This is a genomic window from Halochromatium roseum, assembly GCF_016653315.1.
GTDB lineage: Bacteria > Pseudomonadota > Gammaproteobacteria > Chromatiales > Chromatiaceae > Lamprobacter > Lamprobacter roseus.
Window position 1 is genome coordinate 96,468 of record NZ_NHSH01000064.1, and the last position, 18,852, is coordinate 115,319.

At 61.2% G+C, this 18,852-nt stretch carries 14 protein-coding genes; 10 read left to right on the forward strand and 4 right to left on the reverse strand.

From position 1 onward, the window contains the following. Nucleotides 1-105: 105 nt before the first annotated feature. A complete protein-coding gene (locus tag CCR96_RS16035; RefSeq protein ID WP_201221126.1) occupies nt 106-1,701 on the forward strand; it encodes an HAD family hydrolase in 1,596 nt (531 codons plus the stop codon). A 35-nt stretch (nt 1,702-1,736) separates the two neighbouring features. On the opposite strand, the gene CCR96_RS16040 is transcribed toward CCR96_RS16035, so the two are convergent. The 4 genes from CCR96_RS16040 to CCR96_RS16055 form a co-directional block, all read right to left on the reverse strand. Continuing rightward, nucleotides 1,737-2,642: a GGDEF domain-containing protein gene (locus tag CCR96_RS16040; protein ID WP_201221127.1), complete on the reverse strand. Its 906-nt coding sequence runs from the start codon at nt 2,640-2,642 to the stop codon at nt 1,737-1,739. Nucleotides 2,643-2,792: 150 nt separating this feature from the next. Beyond that, complete coding sequence (locus tag CCR96_RS16045; protein WP_201221128.1) at nt 2,793-3,677, reverse strand: carbohydrate deacetylase; 885 nt, start codon at nt 3,675-3,677, stop codon at nt 2,793-2,795. Continuing rightward, a complete protein-coding gene (locus tag CCR96_RS16050; RefSeq protein ID WP_201221129.1) occupies nt 3,664-4,158 on the reverse strand; it encodes a GtrA family protein in 495 nt (164 codons plus the stop codon). The genes CCR96_RS16045 and CCR96_RS16050 overlap by 14 nt, the downstream gene beginning before the upstream one ends. Beyond that, on the reverse strand, nt 4,155-5,198 hold the full coding sequence (locus CCR96_RS16055) for a glycosyltransferase family 2 protein (RefSeq protein WP_201221130.1): 1,044 nt from the start codon (nt 5,196-5,198) through the stop codon (nt 4,155-4,157). Before CCR96_RS16055 ends, CCR96_RS16050 begins: the two co-directional genes overlap by 4 nt. A gap of 426 nt (nt 5,199-5,624) precedes the next feature. Between CCR96_RS16055 and CCR96_RS16060 the strand changes: the two genes are divergently transcribed. The 9 genes from CCR96_RS16060 (at nt 5,625) to CCR96_RS16100 (ending at nt 18,840) form a co-directional block, all read left to right on the forward strand. Continuing rightward, nucleotides 5,625-5,891, forward strand: coding sequence for a DUF2934 domain-containing protein (locus tag CCR96_RS16060; RefSeq protein ID WP_201221131.1), 267 nt, complete (start codon nt 5,625-5,627; stop codon nt 5,889-5,891). 897 nt (nt 5,892-6,788) lie between these two features. Next, complete coding sequence (locus CCR96_RS16065) at nt 6,789-8,741, forward strand: PKD domain-containing protein (RefSeq protein ID WP_201221132.1); 1,953 nt, start codon at nt 6,789-6,791, stop codon at nt 8,739-8,741. A gap of 682 nt (nt 8,742-9,423) precedes the next feature. Beyond that, the gene (locus CCR96_RS16070; RefSeq protein WP_201221133.1) at nt 9,424-10,656 is read left to right on the forward strand and encodes a sugar transferase; all 1,233 of its coding nucleotides are present in this window, start codon (nt 9,424-9,426) and stop codon (nt 10,654-10,656) included. Between the two features lie 10 nt (nt 10,657-10,666). Next, nucleotides 10,667-11,698 (forward strand): Gfo/Idh/MocA family protein, encoded by a 1,032-nt coding sequence (locus CCR96_RS16075; RefSeq protein ID WP_201221134.1) that lies wholly within the window; start codon nt 10,667-10,669, stop codon nt 11,696-11,698. Beyond that, nucleotides 11,695-12,246, forward strand: a complete 552-nt coding sequence (locus tag CCR96_RS16080) for an acyltransferase (protein WP_201221135.1) — start codon at nt 11,695-11,697, stop codon at nt 12,244-12,246. Before CCR96_RS16075 ends, CCR96_RS16080 begins: the two co-directional genes overlap by 4 nt. An 18-nt stretch (nt 12,247-12,264) precedes the next feature. Beyond that, nucleotides 12,265-13,470 (forward strand): DegT/DnrJ/EryC1/StrS family aminotransferase, encoded by a 1,206-nt coding sequence (locus CCR96_RS16085; protein ID WP_201221136.1) that lies wholly within the window; start codon nt 12,265-12,267, stop codon nt 13,468-13,470. Continuing rightward, entirely contained in the window at nt 13,463-15,640 is a 2,178-nt protein-coding gene (locus CCR96_RS16090; RefSeq protein WP_201221137.1) for a Wzz/FepE/Etk N-terminal domain-containing protein, read from the forward strand. Before CCR96_RS16085 ends, CCR96_RS16090 begins: the two co-directional genes overlap by 8 nt. Nucleotides 15,641-15,655: 15 nt before the next feature. Further along, nucleotides 15,656-17,329 carry an O-antigen ligase family protein gene (locus tag CCR96_RS16095; RefSeq protein WP_201221138.1) on the forward strand — a complete coding sequence of 558 codons (1,674 nt, stop codon included), beginning with the start codon at nt 15,656-15,658 and terminating at the stop codon, nt 17,327-17,329. Nucleotides 17,330-17,337: 8 nt separating this feature from the next. Beyond that, nucleotides 17,338-18,840 carry a lipopolysaccharide biosynthesis protein gene (locus tag CCR96_RS16100; RefSeq protein WP_201221139.1) on the forward strand — a complete coding sequence of 501 codons (1,503 nt, stop codon included), beginning with the start codon at nt 17,338-17,340 and terminating at the stop codon, nt 18,838-18,840. The last annotated feature ends 12 nt before the right edge of the window (nt 18,841-18,852 follow it).

Consider the following 18,852-nt stretch of genomic DNA (forward strand, 5'->3'; position numbering starts at 1 on the left):
AATGGACCCACGGCCATGGCATAGCCCCTGAGAGAGGCGTCGCGATACAGCGCAGGGGGTTTTCATGATGCCTTGGCAATACCCAACCATCATGAGTCAAGTTCAATGAATAGCCGATTGCGAGCGAGCGAGAGACAAGAGGCAGAAGGCGCGCTGAATGCTCAATTGCGCAGCGTCGCGAGCGATACTCCGGTGATCCTGGATTTTGACGAGACGCTCTGGCTGCGCAATTCAACCGAGGTCTATCTCCAGAGCCTGTGGCCAAGACTTCCCGCGGTGCTGATTCTGTTCATGCTGGAATGGCTGCGTCCCTGGTGTTGGCTCACCTCCAACGACGCGGTCAGCCGCTATCGCGACTGGCTCCGGGTGCTCACGACCACGCTACTGATGCCTTGGAATCTGCTGTTATGGCGGCGCAAGGCCAGACAGCTCGGCCCGCGCTATGCCAACCGCCGATTGCTGGAAATGCTGGACCAGGGACCCGCCGTGCCCTTGGTCGCGCCCTTGGTCGCGACCTTCGGCCTGCGGCCCATCGTTGATCCGCTTCTGCGGGCCATCGATCCACGGCTGCGCCTCTGCGTCGCCGGCGGTTTCTGGTCAGCGTTCAGGTTGCGCCGGCAAGGAAAATGGGCGGCGCTCCAGCAGGTACTCGGCGAGCAGACTGCTCGGCGTGCACTGTACGTCACCGATAGCGCAGAGGATCAGGATGTACTGAACGCTGTCCGCCACCCGGTACTCGCACGCTGGCCGGATGCCCGCTATGAGGACGCCTTAGCGCGGGGCTACATTCCTTTTCTTTACAGCAGTCGTGGCAAACGCACCGGCAAGCAATACATCAGCCAGGTGGTGCTCAAACGCGACGTCATGGTGCTCATTCTTGCGTTCGCCTGGACCCAGCCGAACCCGCTCCTCGCCGCCGCCGCCTTGCTGCTCATGCATCTGTCATTCTGGCTGGTGTATGAGATCGGCTATCAGGAGAACGACGTCATTGGTGAACAGCACGAACAAGCGCCGACGCTGGCCAGCGGCTATTCCGAGATGCGCGATCGCATGGACCCTACAGCGGCTTGGACCGCCTCTTTATTGATCGCGGCGCCAGGCCTCTTGCTGCTGCTCTACGCCACTGATGCACCGACCTCTAGCAGCCAGACGCCGCAGGCTCTGATAGCACTGGCGTTCGGCTGGGTCTGCTATTTGATCGCCGCTCGCCAAGCCTTCAGGCTCTACAATCAACGCCAACCTGAGTCACGCGGTCTGCTGTACTTGCTGTTACAGCTATTCCGATCGATCGGCTATGCCCTCTTCATACCAGCGACCACCGTCGGTGCGGCTCTCTGTATCGCGCACGTTCTGGTCAGTTGGCTGCCCTATCTCGCCTATCGTTACAGCGGGCTGCGACTGGAAACGCCAGATCGGCTGCTGTACATCGTCCATTTCCTATTCATTGCATTGACCTTGGGGCTGATGTCAAGAGACCTGACCACCTTTCTCACGTCCCAAAGCGCCGCAATCCTGCTCTACTTCGGCTGGCGTGCCCGCCTGGAAGCGGGGATCTGGCTGCAGCGTGCCGGAAGGATTGATGCTGTGCCAAGAGATGCTGTGCCAAGAGGGGGCGAGCCAGAGCAGTCTCGGGATCGTTACCAGGAGGCCAATCGCCTGCTTGGGCCCCGGGCAGCCAAGGTCAACGCGACGATCGACTGACCACCCTGCCGCGGTGGCAGTTCGGTCAATGCCTTCTAGCCCATCTGACAGACTGAGGCTGGGCAGACTCGATCACGACCCAGATGCTTGGCCGCATAGAGCGCCGTATCGGCGCGCTTGATGACCTCATCACCAGCCCGATCATCCATATTGCTCTCGGCAATCCCGGCGCTGACGGTGACCCTGATCGGTGGCTCGACCATGCCGAAGCGTGCCGTCGCAAGCGTCTTGCGCAGACGCTCCATTGAGCGTTGTGCCTGATCCGCCTCGGTGTTAGGCATCAAGACGATGAACTCCTCGCCGCCCCAACGCGCCGCCCAGTCGGCCTCGCGCAACGATCGACGCAACAGCTTTGCGAAATTGGAGAGCACGCGATCGCCGACCAAATGCCCGTAGGTGTCATTGACCTGCTTGAAGAGGTCTAAGTCTAGCATTGCGATGCAATAAGGCCGCTGAGTGCGCTGGCTCTCGGCGTGGACGCGCTTGAGCGAATAGAGGAAACTGTGACGGTTGAGTAGATGCGTGAGCTGATCGTGCTCGGCCTGATAAGCGAGCTTTTGCTCGGCACGCTTACGCTGTGAAATATCGATGTGAACGCCAATGATCAGCAGTGGTTGTCCATGCTTATCACGCTCGGCAATACGGGCACGATCCTCGACCCAGATCCAGCGTCCGTCGCGATGACGCATACGGTACTCACTCCGGAACCGCTCACCATTGCCAGTGATGAGCTCACCAAGCGACGCGTTCACTTCATCAACCTCATGCGGATGTAATGCGCCGCGCCACCAGTCCAATGTTGGGTGGATTTCTCTCAGCGAATAACCAAGCATCGCGAGATACCGACCATCAGCGCAGATCGTTCCGGTTCGCAGATCGATATGGTAAACCCCAATCCCGCTCGCATCGAGCGCCAGGTCCAATCGTCGCTTCGCATCCATTAGTCGCTACTCCGGTCAAGGTGCAGCACGCGCCACGTCATGCCAAGAGGCATTCTGGTTCGATGTGCGTGCACCAGATTCATACGAAGAACAGACCTGCAGCCGCTCACCCAGAGGTACATGCCGCACTGATGGGCCATCTTGATGCTGCTATGCTGTCGTTGTCAGCCAAGGTCGATCCAGCATGGACTGGACCAGATCTGCATAGGAGGTCAGCGCGATGCCGTAATCATCCAATAGACGGCGCGCCAGTGGATATTTCAATGCCGCAAGCTCCTTCTCCCACTGATAGCCCCAATGGCTGTATTCGCCGGACAAATCTCTCTGTCCTGGATGGCACATCAGCTCGCAGACGCCGCTCGCCGGAAGCCGCTGCAACAAACCCACCAGCCGACTGGCCGTGAGCCGTCCGCCGAAAAAGAAGCCACGAAAATGCTTGGCTAAAACCATGGGATCATCGCGGTGGCGGACGGCGAAGCGGTTGAGCACCACCAACTGAGCAGCGCGCGACAACAACCGTGGCCGCGAGAACATCGACAACTTGAGTGGCTCGAGCGGACAACGGATCGCAGGGATGTGATAGCGGCGCGCGAGCCCAGCCGCAATCTCCCAGACCTGAGGTAGTAGATGCAGGTGCTGATGGCTATCGAGATGGCTCACCGGCAAGCCTGTGTCCAAAACCCGACGCACCTGCGCATCGAGTTCGGCCGCCACCTCGGCCGACGCGATGCGGCCGCTCAAATAACGACGGGTAAAGTCGACCGCGTGCCGATGCAGGCGGCCGTCGTCGTCAACCAGACTGGGGATATCCGCGGGGTCGCACAGCGGCCGTTCCTCGGTGAGCGTGAGATGGATTCCAAGGTCCAACGACGGCGTCGCCCGACAGCAGCGAACGGCATCATCGAAGGCCGTTCCATTGGCCATGATAGAGCTCGCAGTGACCAGCCCATCTTGATGAGCCTCGAGGATGCCGGCATTTACCGACTCGCTGAGGCCAAGGTCGTCGGCGTGAACAATGAGTCTAAGCGCGTTCATGGCTCATGACCGGTCGCTGCGCTCGGAAGGTCCAGAGCTTGTTGCCATAGAAGTTGAGCAAGACGACAGCTAGGGTCGTGATGCCCCAAATGGCCAGATGCGGACCCTGGAGCAGATCGACGAACAGCAACAAGCTCAGGCTGCTCAGCGCCAGTCCGACTAGGTTAAGGAAAAGGAACCGCTGCAGTTGGCGCCCGAGCGGCCCACTCGCGCGGAAGGTCCAACGCTTATTGAGCAGAAAGCTCGAAACCATCCCCGCCGAATAGCCCAGGGCGTTAGACAGCGCGCCGTTGATCGACTCCAGGTCCAATCGCAAGGCTATGCCATCGACCCATAGGTCGAGGCCGGCACCGAGCTGCACAGCGCTATAGCAGACCTGGAAGACCAGCAGACTGACCAAGACGTTGATACAGCCAACAACAGCAAAACGGATGACCTGCCGCTTGGTTTCGCCTTGATCCTGATGCGCGCGCATGCTCATGCGCGCGCCGCGATCCGAACCGGTTCTCGCGCCCCGATTGACGGAGCAGCCTCAATGGCCTGGCTCACCACAGGTTGCAGTGGCGCGTCGACACGCTCACTGACAATGAAGCGCGGGCGCGAACGAACCTCGTCTAAGAGGCGCCCAAGGTACTCGCTGAGCACCGCCAGACAAACAAATAGAATGCCGAACAGCATCGAGACAATCGCCACCGATGAGGTCCAGCCAGGCGCCGTGTTGCCAGCCATCCAATGACTGATGATGGCATACGCGAAGCCCATAAACGCGGCAAGCGAGGCCATCAGCCCCAGCAACGTCACGATGCGCAGCGGGACCACCGAGAACGAGCTGACACCGTTCCAAGCGAGCTGAACCATCTTGCGCAGCGTATACCGGCTCTTCCCCTCAACCCGCCTGCCACAGCTGAACGGAACCTCGGCCCTCGGGTAGCCAATCCATTGCACGAGCCCACGCAGGAACAACCCACTTTCTCGGAACTGCAGAAGGTCATCCAACACTTGCCGATCGAGCAGCCGATAATCCGCCATGCCACTCTTGATCTCGACGCCGCTCAGCGCCGAGAACAGGCGGTAATAGAGCCGCGAGCTCAATCGCTTCCCGCTCGGAATCTCATCGCTATCTTTGCGCAGGGTGCAGACCACCTTCTTGCCCTGACGCCAAGCCGCGACCAGCTCCGGGACCAACGCCGGCGGATGTTGCATGTCGGCATCCATCGAGATCACCGCATCGCCCCGCGCATCAGCAAGACCAGCGATGAGCGCGTGCTGATGGCCGAAGTTGCGTGAGAACCGTAGACCACGAATCCGAGGCTCTTGCTGATGAAGCGCTCGGATCAGGTCCCAGGTGCCGTCGCCGCTTCCGTCGTCGACGATCAAGATCTCCCAAGACAGGTCCAAATCGCCAAGGACGGGACCGAGTTCCGCGATCAATCGTGGCAGATTGTGCTCTTCGTTAAAGGCCGGAATGACGACCGAAAGGGTCGGAGCCGCAGTGGCCCCTTTGACGGCAGATGGGCTCATGGTGCGTTAGTCCTAAGCGCGAGTTGGGCCAACCGGGAGCCGTGTGCTGCTTGAGTCGCTATTCGCTGCAAACACGCCTAATCCTCGGTACCTGATTGCCAGGCTAACGTCCGTGCCACTCCGACGGGATCAGGGCGTGCCCCCGAACACCGCTAAGGGATTTTTGGTCGCGAGAGGCTCAGACCCGGGTGCATCGAGCCAGTATTGATGCCTTGTTCGCGATCTTCCCCGAGCGACTGATCCGGCAATGCCCGATCGCGACCCTCCAAGGTCTTACTTAGTATTGGGATAGGGCCCTTGGCTAGGGCTCGCATCGAGATCAGGCACAGACGCACAGCTAACATCGAGGCTTGAGGCTTGGCTTGAGGCTTGAGGCTTGAGGCTCGGGGTGCCGATCGACCACCATTGACCTTCAGGAGCATGATGATGAATGATCAAGCAAGCACGACGCCGCATAAGCGGGGCCACAGTAAGGGCAAGCAAGCCCAGCCATCACCAGACATCATGGAAGAAAACATGAGCGATCCAAAAGGCGACTGCCCACGCGACGAGGCCATTAGCGAGATGGCCTATTACCTCGCCGAGGCTCGCGGCTTCGAGCCTGGACACGAGATCGAAGACTGGCTCGAGGCCGAGAAACGAGTCAGCTCGTCTGCGGCATCGCCCGAGAATAGAGTCGCCGTCACAAGCTGAGCTCAAGATCCCATCATAAGCTCAAGATCCCATCATAAGCTCAAGATCCCATCACTGGACTCCCGCCTAAGCCCCTCCGCGGCCCCGCGTCCGCGGTGGGCGTCCCGCCTCTAACCGGCGCAATTCGGTACTCGTCGTTCTGGCGAGCGCCTTCGCTTCCGCTAATGCCTTACCACAAGGCCTTCCACAAGGCCTTCCACAAGGCCCCCCACAAGCCCGTCACCTCTCGCGTGAGCATGCGTCTTGCGTGAAGACAGGGCGCTGTTCGCCCGCCCAGTCGCTCATGCAACCGACGATCGACCTGCGAAGCGCGCGCATGGCTTGACCAGGATGGTCAAGCATGTATACTTTGCCTCCCGCAAAACGAGACCCGAGTCTATCGGGCAATCCCTGAAGAAGAACCAAGAACAACCCTGTTCGGCGGCACGCAAGAGGCCGCGCTACGAGACCACTGTTTCCCGCTGCAGGCGCTCATCACTTCGAGTGTCCAGATTTGCCGGAGACACGCCTCGTTTGGTTCGATACCTGCAGTCGCGATTCAAGCGCGTGCCCGGCCAAACCGAGGCACCTGTCACCGATTGTCACCGCCCGCAGTTCGGACCGAACACGGCTGATGGTCGTTCTCGTCATCGACAACGAGAGCAACCTGAGGCAAACGCTGTTGGGTGTTCTGGGGGCCGTCCAACAGTCTTCCTGGTGCAGAAATAGGCCACAAGCTTCGGGCTGCCCCGAGCGGCCAACAGATGCAGGCCCAGAGTCATCGCTCGTGGGGTCAGATCCCTGACCATACCGCGCAGGGATGCTTGTGCCTTGTTTCTAGAGCCCCCGCCAACGGTCGCCAGGTGCATTTGCCGCGCTGGCGCTGACAGACGTAACCACAGTCATAACGGGTATTTCATGAAACAGATTGTTCAGGGGGGCCGGCTGCGAAGGACCGCAACACCGGCATATCGGCCTGGGCTCGTCGTACTGGCGATGCTCGCGCTGGCGATGCTCCAGCCGGCACTCGGCGCCGATGCCAGACTCACATGGAGCAGCATCACTGACCCACGCTCGATCACCTACGAGCTTCACTACGGGGAGGCGGGCCAGCCTCCGGATCAGCAAGTCGCGACCGAGGCCTCTAGCGCGTCCGTCTCCGATCTTGCGGAGGGCAGATCCTATGCGTTTGCGGTGCGCGCCTGTGTCACCGACTCGCTGCTCTGCAGCAGCTTCTCGCCGCAATTGATTGCAACGGTGCCCGCCTTGCCCGCTGCGCCGGAGGCTGCATTCAGCGCCAGCACTCGCAGCGGCGAGGCCCCGCTGAGCCTGGTCTTCACCGACACCTCTAGCGGCATGATCGACAGCCGCCAATGGACGCTGGGCGACGGCTCTACTGCCACCGGCGAACGGGTTGAACATCGCTATGTACAGCCCGGCACCTATAGTGTCGCCTTGACGGTCAGCGGACCAGGCGGAAGCGACACGCTGACACGTTCCAATTACATCGTCGTAAGCCCGCCAGAGCCAGGGCCAGGGCCAGGGCCAGGGCCAGGCCCCGAGGCTGGCTCGCTGGAAGCCGGTGAGGTGCAGCTGAACAGCGACTGGCAGTGGATCGCGTTTCAACAGGCCTGGACTGACCCAGTGGTCGTAGCGCGCCCGCTGAGCGCAGCCGATGAAGAGCCGGCCTTGGTGCGCATCGACGGCGTCACCAGCGACGGCTTTTGGGCACGCATCCAGGAATGGGACTACCTTGACGACAGCCATGGCGACGAGACCCTGGGCTGGATGGTGATGAACGCGGGCACCCTGCAAACCGATGATGGTCGCTGGATCGAGGCTGGACGCATCAGCACGGGCCGGCCACCCGGCTTCTTGCAGCAGTCTTTCAGCGCGCCATTCAGCGAGCCACCCATGGTCCTGAGTGCCGTTATGAGTAACCTCGACCCGGCGCCGGTGATCTCGCGCATCCGCAACGTCGACGCAACCGGATTCCAGATCGGCATGCGCGAAGAAGAGGCCGCGGACCAGACCCATGGCATAGAAACCCTTAGCTACATTGCCATCGAACCGGGCACCGGCACCATCGGCGACCTGTGGGCCGAGGTCGGCGTCACCCCCAACGCGGTGAGGCACACCAGTTATACAGTGGCCTATCAGAGCGCGTTGACTGAGCCGCCGATCCTGCTCGCACAGATGCAGACCACCAACGGCGGCGACACCGCCAACCTGCGCTGGACCTTCCGCACCAATACCGCGGTCGATCTTTGGGTGGCTGAAGAGCAATCCCGCGATGACGAGACCCGACACGTTAACGAGCGCGTCGGCTATCTGTTGCTCGCGTCGACCGGCAACGATGGACCCGACCAGCCCGAGCCAGGGGTCACTTACGAAGACGCCGAAGACGGCACCACGCTCGGATGGCGCGTTTACACAGGCTCGCGCGGCGAAACCATCAGCAACGAGACCGATGCCGATGTCGACGGCCGTGTCATCGTCTTGAACGGCACGGGTTGGAACAGTGGCTACCACCTCCAACGCGAGGACGGCAGCCCCTGGGCGGATGCCGAACATGTGATCCTGGAATGGGATCTCAAATACGCCGAAGCCTTCCATGTCTACGCGGATATCGAGACCAGCCGCGGCCAGATGTATCTCGAATACACGCCAGTGGACGAATCCTCGACCTGGGTCTGGCGAGAGTATGTCCATCATGGGCTCGGAACGACAGTCACCGACGGACGCTGGCATCACTTCGAGCGTGATCTGGCCGCTGACCTGGCGGACGGCTACCCTGACGCTCAGCTCGAACGTGTAAACGGGTTCTTGATCCGAGGCAGTGGTCGCGTCGACAACATCCGCATGCGTTAACAGGAGCTGGCGAGGCCATCCCGCTGCGGGATGACCTCGCCGAGAAGGATAGTCTTGCCAAGCCGCTAGCCGGTACCCGGTCGTACTCGCCCCATCAGCACCCTCATCGGCAGTTTTCTTCACCATCGTCTGCAGTCGCCCTAGCCCTTTTTCGGCGGTCGTCTCCTAAGGTTGCGACCTTTAGCGTGGCGCAATCATTACATTCTCTCGATAGCGGCCAAATCGGCAATTCACGGAGCCGCGTTCTCGGTGAATCTCCGCGAACTGCCATCCGGTAATCCCCTACCCGTCCGCACCTTCACTGCCTCTGCAGCAGCCAACCCAGCGCCAGTTGTAAGCCCGTCCGGGGAGACACCGCAGCCATTCGAGCTGCCTTCACCCCATGCCCCGCTAAGGAAGCTACCGATTCGCTCAGCGCGTCGGTATGGCCAGTATAGAGCCCGCTATCGGTGAACTGGCTTGTTGCTTCAACAATTCCTTGCCCGCCTTTTCACCGAGGCACCGTCATCGATCCTCATTCGACACACGTCAGCGTGTACGCAGGTTCGAAAATACGGTTCGAAAACGCATTGGACTGATGTCGTCAGACATCGCCGGGCCCGCATAGGTACAGTGAATGATCCGCTTCAGCTCTGCAGCTATTTTGCCCCGCTTGGTGAAGACTCATGATGCCAGTCTTGGCGTGATCGCCGAACATGATATGCGACTACTGATCGAATTCTCGCGAGAACGTTGTGATCGCGGCGAACACCCCTTCGCACTCATGGAATTCGACACCCTCGAAAACCCAACCCTGCAACGCGAGATCGAAAAGGATCTGATCGAACCTCTGCGCGAGCACATCACCGAGTCCGGCGTTGTTGGCCACATCAATGGACAGCTGGTCGTGTTGCTGCCGAATACCGATGCGGCAACGGCAAGAAGGATCGCTCAGTCTGTATTGGCACAGACCTCAATGCCAATAGACGCGCATTGTTTCATCTCGGTCTACCCAATGCCCATCACCGCCGATCGTGACCACGATCCTAGTTATGGTGATGGCGTCGAAACACTCAGCGAGCGGAATATTCGGCTCGCCCGCCCTGAATATGCTAACGATTCCAAGAAAGGTGCGCAGAGCCTAATCAATCCGGACCTGATACAGATCCACCCGCTATCAGATCTGCTGCGAAAGCCGATACCGGCCTGGAAAAGGGGCTTGGACCTGATTGGCGCATCCGCGCTCTTATTGGCGCTAGGTCCAGTGATCATCGCTTGTGGACTCTATCTGCAGACACGCGACCCAGGACCCATCATCTTTCGCCAGCGGCGCTTTGGCTATCTCGGCAAGCCGTTCTCATTACTCAAGCTGCGCACCATGCGCCAAGATGCCGACCAAACCCATCATCAGGCCCACCTGCGTCAACTCATCAAGAACGACGCCAACCTGACGAAGCTGGATAGCTCAGGTGATCAGCGCGTCATTCCCGGTGCCGACCTGATGCGCAAGCTCGGTATCGATGAACTGCCACAACTCATCAATGTGCTGCGGGGCGAGATGAGCCTGGTGGGACCCCGCCCCTGCCTCGGTTATGAACTCGAGGGCTTCCGGCGCTGGCATTTTGCCCGCTTCAACGTCCTCCCAGGGCTGACCGGTCTATGGCAGGTCAGCGGAAAAAACAAGACGACATTCAGCAAGATGCTCGAGCTCGATGTGCGCTACGCCATTCGCACGAGATTACGCGATGACCTATTCATCCTACTTCGAACCCCGGCCGCGGTCATAGCCCATGCAAGGCAGACCTCACCGAATTCACAGGCCAACACTGCATACCCGTCATCTCCTCCAGCAACCGACAATCGCTCATTTCACGCGTTGAACCTATCCTCAAGCGCCGACCCATCGTCTAGCAACCTAGCCAGAATCAACCAATAAGAGCCGCTCTATGAACATCCAGCGCGATAGTCAAATCAATGTTGCCGTCATCGGGTGCGGCTATTGGGGACCGAACCTGATCAGGAATTTCAATGCGATTCCCGATTGCCGCGTGAAATGGGCCTGTGATCGGGATGCTGCTCGACTCGCTCGCGTTACCAGTCTTTACCCCGAAGTCTGCTGCACGCCAGATATCGAGCGCGTCCTAGCCGACCCCGACGTCCATGCCGTCGCGATCGCAACGCCGGTTTCGACCCATTTTGAACTCGGCAGCAGGAGCCTCGCCGCTGGCAAGCACACCTTTATCGAAAAGCCACTTGCGCGCAGCAGCGAGGAATGCCAACAACTCATCGACATGGCTGATGCACGCGGGCTCTCGCTGATGGTCGGACACACCTTTGTCTACAACGCTGCCGTGCGCAAGATGAAGGAGATCATCGATAGCGGAGAGATCGGTCGCGTGCTCTATATCGGCTGCCAGCGCCTCAACCTCGGACTCTTCCAGCACGATATCAATGTCGCTTGGGACCTTGCGCCACATGACATTTCAATCATTCTCCACCTACTCGGCAATAGCCCCGATACCGTGAGCTGCCAAGGTAAGGCGCACCTCCGCGATGGCATCGAGGATGTCACCAATATGTCGTTGTCCTTCGACCAAGGGCCCTTCGTGACCATCCAGAGCAGCTGGCTCGATCCCAATAAGGTAAGGCGGATGACGGTGGTCGGTGAGAATAAGATGATCGTCTACGAAGACACCGAGCCGCTGGAGAAGCTCAAGATCTATGACAAACGGGTCGAGGTGCCGCGCACCTATGACACCTTCGCCGAGTTCTTCTACTCCTATCATTACGGCGGTGTCTATAGCCCGTTCATCGACCAAGATGAACCGCTTCGCGTCGAATGCATGCGCTTCCTCTATCGCATTCGCGACGGCGTGAGTATTGAATCTGAGGGTCGACATGGCCTTGAAGTGGTCCGCGTCCTAGAGGCTGCCTCGCGCTCATTGGCCAACGGTACCGCTGCGGTGAGCTTGGCATGAACGCGCCGCAGCCCCTCCACCTGAGCGCTGAGAACGTCGGCGCAAACGCCTCCGCGCTGCGCCGCATCGCGGCCGATGTCGTGCTCGGCAACGGCGTTGTCATCCGCGACTTCGTCAACCTCTACGGTTGCCGGATCGGCGATGAGACTCGGATCGGCACCTTCGTCGAGATCCAGCGCGGCGCCGTCATTGGCCGACGCTGCAAGATCTCAAGCCACAGCTTCATCTGTGCAGGCGTGCAGATCGAGGACGGCTGTTTTATCGGTCACAACGTCACGTTCATCAACGACAGCTACCCCAGCGCCGTGACCGAGCAGGGCGAGCTACAGCAAGACAGCGATTGGCAATGTATCCCGACGCTGGTCAAGCAAGGCGCCTCCATCGGTTCTGGCGCGACCATCCTGTGCGGCTTGAGCATCGGCGAGCGCGCCATCATCGGCGCTGGCGCCGTGGTCACCCACGATGTCCCCGCACACTGGATCGTCGCCGGCAATCCGGCACGCCCCCTTCGACAACGCGATGAATGCCTGATCCCAGACTGCAACTAACCCCGAGATCCAACGGTTATGACCACTCAGCACGAGAAGCACGAGCCCATTCCCTACCTTGACCTCAGCGCCCAATACGCACCGCTGCGCAGCGAGGTGCAAAGCGCCATCGAAGCCGTGTTCGCACGCAACGCCTTCTCCGGTGGCCCCTTCGTCGAACGCTTCGAGCAGGCCTTCGCGGAGTACTGCGGTTGCCGCCACGCAATCGGCGTCAGCAGTGGAACCGACGCCGTTTGGCTCGCGCTGCTCGCAGCAGGGGTCGGACCTGGCGATGAAGTCATCACGGTTCCGAACAGCTTCTTCGCGACCGCTGAAGCAATCAGCTTCTGCGGCGCGAAACCGGTGTTCATCGACGTCAATCAGGGCACCCTGACGATGGAGCCGAAGGCCCTAAAAGACGCTATCACCCCCCGCACCAAAGCCATCGTCCCGGTGCATCTATTCGGCCAGACCGCCGACATGGACCCAATCAACCGCATCGCCAAACGCCATGGCATCAGCGTCATCGAGGACGCCGCCCAGGCCCATGGTGCCCAGTACCGCGGCCGGCGCGCCGGCGGCCTTGCGCGGGCCGGCTGCTTCAGCTTCTACCCAGGGAAAAACCTAGGCGCACCCGGCGAGGCCGGCGCCATCACCACCAACGATGATGAATTGGCGAACCAGATTCGCATGCTGCGCGACCACGGCCAGGCGCGTAAACACGAGCATCGCGTGATCGGCTGGAACGCGCGCATGGACGGCATTCATGCCGCCGTTCTCGAGGTCAAGCTGCGGTATCTCGACTCCTGGAACATGGCGCGTCGGGAGCGTGCCTATGCCTACCACGAACTGCTGTCCCGGGTACCTGGCGTGCGCGCGCCAATCCAAGCCGCCTACGCTCGCCACGTCTACCACGTCTACGCCGTGCGCACCAAAGGCCGCGATGCCCTGATGCGTTTCCTAACCGACCAACAGATCAGCTGTGCCATCCATTACCCATATCCGATCCACCTGCAACCAGCCTACGCACAGCTCGGCTATCACAAGGGCGACCTCCCGATCGCCGAAGCAGCAGCGGATCAGCTGCTGTCACTGCCGCTGTATCCAGAGCTCAGCATGGCGGCCCTGCGCCGCGTCGGCGATTGCATCGCCGAGTGGACTGATAGCCGACTGGTGACGTCATTCCTCGAGCGCGATCTCGACGCTGCTGGCCCCAACCCTATCCCGGTAACCGCTCATGGCTGACCAGCGCTCAAATCAGGGTGCTCTTGACGCCGCCCTGCCAAGCCCGAACCGCCATTCAGGACATCCGCACTGGGCGTTTACACCGGACCTCTATCCGGATATCGCCAGCCCAGCCTATGGCCTGCGCGATCTCCTAAGGCCGCTGTTTCGACGCCGCTGGCTGGTGCTGCTGTTCGCCACGGGCGTGATGATCGCCGTGTTGCTCGGCGCACTCATGCAAACACCGAGCTATGAAGCCACCGCAAAGGTCTTGGTCAAGAAGGGCGTTGCTCGCGAGCCGCTGTCGCCACGCGAGACGCCAATGTGGGTCTCCGATAGCCTCTATGAAGAAGACATCAATACCGAGGTTGGCATCCTCACCAGCCGCATCTTGATTGAGCAAGCCGTCAAGGCCATCCGATCCGCTGCTGTCGAAGCACCAGCGTCTGAACCGGCCTTTGCTTGGTTCCATGCCACCGACCGGTGGCTTAAGCAGCTCATCGGGGCAAATGCCGCCGATGCCGATGCCAAAAGCAAAGACAACAGCAAAGGCGGACGCGGTTTGGACGGCTACAGCCTGCAAGAGCAGGTGGACGATATGCAGCAGTCTCTCGAGGTCAGTCCTGAGCCAAAGTCCAACATCATCTCGTTGCGTTTCGTTTGGCCCGACCCACGCGAGGCCAAGGCCTTTCTCGACGCCCTCGTCGACGCTTATCAGCGCCATCGTGCCGAGCTTTACGAGCCGGCAGGAACCGAAAGCTTCTTTCGCCGGCAAACGGAAACCGCGGCTGAAAAGCTGGTTACAGCTGAAAGCGCTTTGCAGGGCTACCTGCGCGACGCGGGCATCACGATCATCGACGTGCCAGAGGGGCACGATGTGCTCGAGGCAGAGAAGCGCTCGATACTCGATCGGCAGAAACGTATCGACGAAGACCTCAGCCAGACCCGAGCCCAAGCCAGCCAACTGACCCGTCTACTCGCGAAAACCAGCGAGCAGATCCTCTCCGAATCGGCACGGGTTCGCAGCGAGTCGCTCGAGCGCCAGCGCGCCGTGTTAAAGGGGCAATTGACCGAGGTCGAGCAACAACGCGGAGAGCAAGGACACCGGCTGCAGCGTCTGCGCGCAGAGCAGGCCGAAGTCTCAGACAAGCTCGCGCGCATCCGGGTGCTCGAAGACCAGCTACGCGGCCTCCTGCTGCGGACGCAGAACGATCGCAGCGGCAAGGCGCTCAAGAGCGAAGTCGATCGTCTTTATAGCGAGTTGGCACAGCTCGGACAGCTCAAACGCTACGACCTCAACGTTGGACAGGACACTAGCCTCTACGACCACCTGCAGACCCAGATCATCGACGCAGAGGTCACACTCAGCGGCCTGGATGAGCGTCAGCAGATGATTCAGCGGCGAATCGATGAACTGGCCAGCCAACCTGCTATCGAGCCGCCGACTGCAGCGCAGCACACTGATCGGCAACACGTAGCAGGGGTAGCCCCACAAGTCGGCGACAGCGGCCGACTCTGGACCGAGATTGAGCTGACCCGCGCAACCCTGGCCCGCGCTGGCGCCCTCCTCGACATCGAAGACCGCCGCTCGCTCGCACAGGGCTTCGAAGCCATGGTGACGCTGCTGATCGACACCGAGGCCGAACTTGAGGGCGCACGTGCCCGCATTGCCGAACTCGAGACCCAAGCCGCCCAGATCGAACAGACCTTATTGGCACTGAACACCAAAGGAATCCGGGCGAAAGAGCTGCGTCGCGAGCTGGCACGGGCCGAGGCCGCACACAGGCTCTATCGTGAGAAGACCGATACGGCGGCGATCTCGGCGGCCATGTCGCGCGAAGAGCTGGTCAATACCAGTATCGCCCAGCCACCCACGGTCGCCACCGATCCGGTCGGCCCTGGAAAGCGCACCCTGGTGCTACTCGGCCTGTTCGTCGCCACCTTCGGCGGTGTTGGCATCGCGCTCCTGCTCGACTACCTGGACCCTGGGATCACGACACCCATACAGCTCGAGCGGCGCTTGGGCATCATCCACCTCGGGTCGGTCTCCGAAGGCGAGATCAGCGGACCTCTCGACGTCGGCCTCGCCGCGCTGTTCCCGGCGCGCGCAGATGGACACGACAGCAGCCGTCGCGGACGTCCACCGACATCAGTGCCGGCGCTGGTCTATCCCGCGCCGACACCAGGCTGAGGCAAACGCATCGAGATGACCAACCTCGCCTACTCCGCCAGTCGCATCGGCACGAGATCCGCAACCGCTGCCGCAAACGCAACCGCAACCGCAACCGCTGCCGCAACCGCAACCGCTGCCGCGAGCGGCGCGCGCTGGCCCAGGGCGCTGCTCGGCTTGGCGCTGTTGCTCGCCGGGGCCTTGGTCGGCGTGGTCACGATCGATGCCGCACCGCTCGCCGTCCTGCTTGCGCCGGCCGCCGCACTCGGCCTCTGGTTGATCAGCCGCTGGCCTGAGTACGGCATCCTGGGAGTGCTGCTCTACACCTCAACTATCCTGAGCGAGGAACAACTCCCGCCGCTGAACCTCGGCGTCGGTAGCTTACACCTCTCCGACCTGATCATTCTCTGGTTATTCGCAGTCCTCGCCTTTCGCATCGTCGTCTCGCGCGCGCTCCGCTTTCGTCGCACCGACTTGGATATTCCCGTTGCCCTGTTCATCGGCGTCTGTGTGCTCGCCACCCTCAACGGCATCTCAGGCGGGGACACCCCCGCTGATAGCGGCATCCGCCATTTGCGCGCTGCCGGCTACCTGGTGATCTACTTCTTGATCACCAATCTGATCCGAGACCGGGCCCAGCTGAGACGGCTCTGGATTGGCGTCACGCTGCTGGCAGTGATCACCGCCGTTGCCGCGATCCTGCAAACCGCGCTAGGCCCAGGGGTGCCGATCTTGCCGGGACGTGTCGAGACGCTGAACACACAAGGACTGACGCATGACGAGATTGCACGGGTCATCCCACCCGGCGAATCGCTGATCTACCTGGCCCTCATCCTGGGCGTGCTCTCGCTCGCCGCGCGCAGGGCAATGGCATCGACCCTGCGCACCTGGATCAGCACGGGTCTGCTTGGCATTGGGTTGATTCTGACCTTTCGGCGGGCGCTCTGGGGTAGCGCGGCTCTGGCTCTGCTCGCCGCCCTGCCCCTACTGCCGAGGCCGCAGCGCTTACAGCTCCTGCGTGCCGGCGCAGCCGCGAGCGCGATCATCACGCTGACGGTCATCGGCGCCCTAACGCAGGCGCCGGACTCTGAGCTCAGCCGATCCCTGCAAGCAACCGGCGAGCGCATCGGCAGCATGTTCGATCCAGACAACTACCGCCGCGGCGACCGCGACACACAGACCTTAGAGCAGCGCGTGATCGAGCTCGAGTACGCCTTGCCCCAGGTGATGCCACCGTCGTTGCTTGGGCATGGACTGGCGGCCCCGTATCGGCCTTGCCTGCCCCTCGACAGCATGGACTGCAGGACACCGAGCTACATCCACAACGGCTATGTCGCGATCCTGTTCAATCTCGGCCTGATCGGATTCGCGGCCTTCATCTGGATACTGGTTGGCACCACCCTGGGCGGCCTCTCGGCGCGGCGCGTCCAGCTGGCACCGGCCGCGCATCCGCGACCACAGCGGGGTCAGCACATCGCCCTCTCATTCGACGCGGAAACGCAGCGGCTCGCGGTCGCCTGCAGCTTCGCCTTCGTTGGACTGGTGCCCGCCCTGATGCTGGAGCCCTACATGATGCTCTGGCCTTGGACGCCGGTGATCGCGCTAATGATCGCCACAGTCCAGCTGTGCAAACCGACCGCCCTGGCTCAGCCGCAGGCGCCCAGGCCGCAACGGCTCATGCCCATGATGCGGGCAAACACCGAGCACTAGGGCCCATCATGTCTGCAAGCCTCCTCCAACGCTTTCTCGCGGGCATGCTCGCGACCGGGCTCGGCAGTCTCTCGGTGGTGGTCTTGGGCATGCTTGGGCTGATGGTCAGCACCCGCATCCTGCCGGCCGCCGAGCTTGGGGCCTTCTTCCTGCTGCAGACGCTGGTCATCTTCCTAGCAGAAGGAAGCAGCTTTGGCATCCATTTGGCGCTCGCACGCTTCCTCTCCGGCATCGATGCGCCCGACCAACAACGGCGGATCACCAGCACAGCCTTCTTGTTTCTCGCCCCAGCGGTTGCCTTCACAGCGTCGTCGTTGTGGCTTTGTGCCGCGCCGCTGATGAGCCTGTTGGAGGTAACGCTGACAGCCAAACTCTTAGCCTTGCTGGTGAGCTGGTTCGTATTCGAAGCCTTCCTCAAGCTGACCCTCTCACACCACCAGGCGCGCTTCGCCTTTCGCGCGATTGGCATCACCAACGCCCTGAGCAGCCTTGTCAATCTGTTGGTCATTCTGACCCTGGTTCTGGGTTCGGGCGAGGGACTCGCGGCATTACTCGCCGCCAAGCTGCTCTCGCGCGTCGCCGCACTCGGCTATGCCGGGCTCGCCTGCAGGCCTCGACTCGGACTCGAGTTCGACGCCAAGCTGCTGCGGCGGATGCTGCGCTATAGCCTGCCGCTCTATGCCAATTACTTCCTTTCCTTCCTCTCGCAGCGCGCCGACACCTTACTGATCGGCTCACTGCTCGGCACCACCGCCGTTGCCTTCTATGAGGTGGCGCGCCGCATCCCCGAAAGCCTGATGCAGTTCCACGAATCGTTCCTCCAAGTCTATTTCACATTCGTCGCCCGTCATGCCCTGCAGCAAGACAAGTGCCGCGTCAGTGAGTTCTTGCACAACTCAACCCGATTCGGTTCGCTGCTGCTTGGGCTTGGCTGCGTCATCACCTTTGGCTTCGGCCGGGAGATCGTCGTGCTCATGTTCTCAGACACCTATCTTGAGAGCGCACTCCCCTTCGCGCTGCTGATGGCTGCCTCTAGCCTGCTGATGATCGAGGCCACCTTTGGCTCAACACTGGCGGCAGTCGGTGACTCGACTCGGCCCCTTTTGATCAATAGCGTCCGTACCGGCTTGCTAATGATCGCCTATCTGGTGCTCATCCCGAATTTCGAGCTGGTCGGGGCAGCAGCCGCAGCGCTGACCGCAACCGCCGCCGTGATCCCAGTCAATGTCTATTTCCTGCGCCGACGCGGGATCGTTGTCGACAAAGGCGCCGTCGGCAAACCCATCCTGATCACTGCGTTACTCAGTGGACTGCTGATAACGGCAAGCACCGCGCCGGCTGTTGTGCGCGCCGGACTCGTCATCAGCTACCTGCCTGCTGCGCTGCTCTGGTCAATTGTGACTCGCGCAGAAATCGCTGCGGCTCGCGGCTGGCTATCGAGGCATCTGCACTGCCAGCCAGAGGTCGCAAACATCGCCGCTGACACGACCTCCGACGGATCACAACGATGATAAACAGCCATC

Excerpts from the sequence above, each read along its gene's own strand:
- CCR96_RS16035 (WP_201221126.1), top strand. The coding sequence starts at position 106 with ATGAATAGCCGATTGCGAGCGAGCGAGAGACAAGAGGCAGAAGGCGCG.
- CCR96_RS16065 (WP_201221132.1), top strand. The coding sequence starts at position 6,789 with ATGAAACAGATTGTTCAGGGGGGCCGGCTGCGAAGGACCGCAACACCG.
- CCR96_RS16095 (WP_201221138.1), top strand. The coding sequence starts at position 15,656 with ATGACCAACCTCGCCTACTCCGCCAGTCGCATCGGCACGAGATCCGCA.
- CCR96_RS16060 (WP_201221131.1), top strand. The coding sequence starts at position 5,625 with ATGAATGATCAAGCAAGCACGACGCCGCATAAGCGGGGCCACAGTAAG.
- CCR96_RS16055 (WP_201221130.1), bottom strand. The coding sequence starts at position 5,198 with ATGAGCCCATCTGCCGTCAAAGGGGCCACTGCGGCTCCGACCCTTTCG.
- CCR96_RS16050 (WP_201221129.1), bottom strand. The coding sequence starts at position 4,158 with ATGAGCATGCGCGCGCATCAGGATCAAGGCGAAACCAAGCGGCAGGTC.
- CCR96_RS16075 (WP_201221134.1), top strand. The coding sequence starts at position 10,667 with ATGAACATCCAGCGCGATAGTCAAATCAATGTTGCCGTCATCGGGTGC.
- CCR96_RS16090 (WP_201221137.1), top strand. The coding sequence starts at position 13,463 with ATGGCTGACCAGCGCTCAAATCAGGGTGCTCTTGACGCCGCCCTGCCA.
- CCR96_RS16045 (WP_201221128.1), bottom strand. The coding sequence starts at position 3,677 with ATGAACGCGCTTAGACTCATTGTTCACGCCGACGACCTTGGCCTCAGC.
- CCR96_RS16100 (WP_201221139.1), top strand. The coding sequence starts at position 17,338 with ATGTCTGCAAGCCTCCTCCAACGCTTTCTCGCGGGCATGCTCGCGACC.
- CCR96_RS16080 (WP_201221135.1), top strand. The coding sequence starts at position 11,695 with ATGAACGCGCCGCAGCCCCTCCACCTGAGCGCTGAGAACGTCGGCGCA.
- CCR96_RS16085 (WP_201221136.1), top strand. The coding sequence starts at position 12,265 with ATGACCACTCAGCACGAGAAGCACGAGCCCATTCCCTACCTTGACCTC.
- CCR96_RS16040 (WP_201221127.1), bottom strand. The coding sequence starts at position 2,642 with ATGGATGCGAAGCGACGATTGGACCTGGCGCTCGATGCGAGCGGGATT.